Origin of the sequence: Roseateles toxinivorans (genome assembly GCF_004362525.1) — a bacterium.
Taxonomy (GTDB): domain Bacteria; phylum Pseudomonadota; class Gammaproteobacteria; order Burkholderiales; family Burkholderiaceae_C; genus Paucibacter; species Paucibacter toxinivorans.
On the sequence record NZ_SNXS01000024.1, the window covers coordinates 1 to 1,456 of the forward strand.

General features: G+C 65.0%; 3 protein-coding genes. All 3 read left to right on the top strand.

Going from position 1 to position 1,456, the window contains the following annotated elements; translation table 11 throughout:
• The first annotated feature begins 70 nt into the window (after positions 1-70).
• Positions 71-502 carry a transposase gene (locus tag DES47_RS28545; protein ID WP_133704194.1) on the top strand — a complete coding sequence of 144 codons (432 nt, stop codon included), beginning with the start codon at positions 71-73 and terminating at the stop codon, positions 500-502.
• On the top strand, positions 478-828 hold the full coding sequence (gene tnpB, locus DES47_RS28550; RefSeq protein WP_133704195.1) for an IS66 family insertion sequence element accessory protein TnpB: 351 nt from the start codon (positions 478-480) through the stop codon (positions 826-828). Before DES47_RS28545 ends, tnpB begins: the two co-directional genes overlap by 25 nt.
• A 93-nt stretch (positions 829-921) precedes the next feature.
• Positions 922-1,456: IS66 family transposase zinc-finger binding domain-containing protein (locus DES47_RS28555; RefSeq protein WP_208115146.1), on the top strand; the 535-nt coding region annotated here is incomplete at its 3' end.

The window sequence follows — 1,456 nt, forward strand, 5'->3', positions numbered from 1 at the left end:
AACCGCGTCCTTGAGCAACGAGTGTTGAGCTGACAGCCTACGTTCCCATGTACATCAACGTGGGAACGTAATGGCCAGTGATTTGGAAGACATCAAGCGTCGCCTTGTGGTGGCTCATAAACGCGGCGGACGCTGCGTGTACGACGAGACGGCAAAGTCCGAGTTGGTCGAGCTATGTTTGCAGCCGGGCGCCTCGGTGTCGCGCCTAGCGCGCGAGTGCGATATCAACGCCAATCAGGTCTCACGATGGCTGCGTGAACACGCCCAGAGGCGCAAGGGCGCGTTGATCGCCCGCTCCGCACCCGTGACGTCACCCTTCGTGGCCGTTCCCGTGCTACCGACGCGGACCGTGAAGCGAGTCAATGATGCCGTCGCCATGAGCCTGCAGGCGCGCTTGCCCAACGGCGTGACGGTCGAGCTGCGCGGCGCCGATCTGCGCGAGCTGGGTGAAGTCATCCAAGCGCTCGGGAGGCTGCCATGTTCCGTCTCGACGACGATCTGAAGGTCTACCTGCACCGCGCACCGGTGGACTTCCGACTGAGCATCAACGGCCTGGCGGCCCTCGTGCAGCAAGCGCTCGGCATGGACCCCTTCGCCGCCTGCGTCTACGTGTTCAGCAACCGCCGGCGCAACCGCGTCAAGGTGCTCGGCTGGGACCGCAACGGCTTCTGGCTGCTGCTCAAGCGCCTGGAGGAAGACCGGTTCATCTGGCCCCACCCTGACGACGTGCCGACACTGACGGTGGAGCAGCTGCACTGGCTGCTCGAGGGCATCGACATTGGTGTCGTGCAGCGGCACCCGCAGCGCGTGTACGAGCGCGTCGGCTGAGCCGATCCTATTGAGGACAACATTCGTCGCCATGCGCCATTGCGGCAGATCCGCATGGCGGCGGGAGGTAACGCTGCTGACAATGGCCAGCAGATGGCCGACATTCCCACACTCGACGAATTCACCGCCCTGCAGCAGGCGTTGGCTGATGCGCTGAAGCGCAACGAATCGTTGACCGGCGAGCTGCGGGTGACGCGTACCGAGCGAGACCTGCTCAAGGAGCAGCTGAACAAGTTCAAGCGCCAGCTGTTCGCCGCCAGCAGCGAGATCACCGGCGTGCACCAGAAGGACATGTTCTTCAACGAGGCCGAGAGCCTGGGCGCGCAGGCCGAGCCGGCTGCCGAAGAGAGCGACAGCGACAGCAGCGACGACGACAAGGTCAACGTGCCGGGCCACAAGCGCGTCAAGCGTGGCCGCAAGCCGCTGGATCCGGCGCTGCCCCGCGAAGTGGTGCGGCACGAATTGCCAGAAGACGAGCGCGTGTGCCCCCATGACGGTGCCGCGTTGCGCGAGATCGGGGTCGTGGTCAGCGAGCAGATGGACATCATCCCGCAGCAGGTCCGCGTCATCCGCCACGAGCGTGTGAAGTACGCATGCCCGTGCTGCGACGGCGGCATGCGCCTGGCCG

Coding starts and splice junctions, on each gene's coding strand:
- DES47_RS28545 (WP_133704194.1), top strand. CDS start 71: ATGGCCAGTGATTTGGAAGACATCAAGCGTCGCCTTGTGGTGGCTCAT.
- tnpB (WP_133704195.1), top strand. CDS start 478: ATGTTCCGTCTCGACGACGATCTGAAGGTCTACCTGCACCGCGCACCG.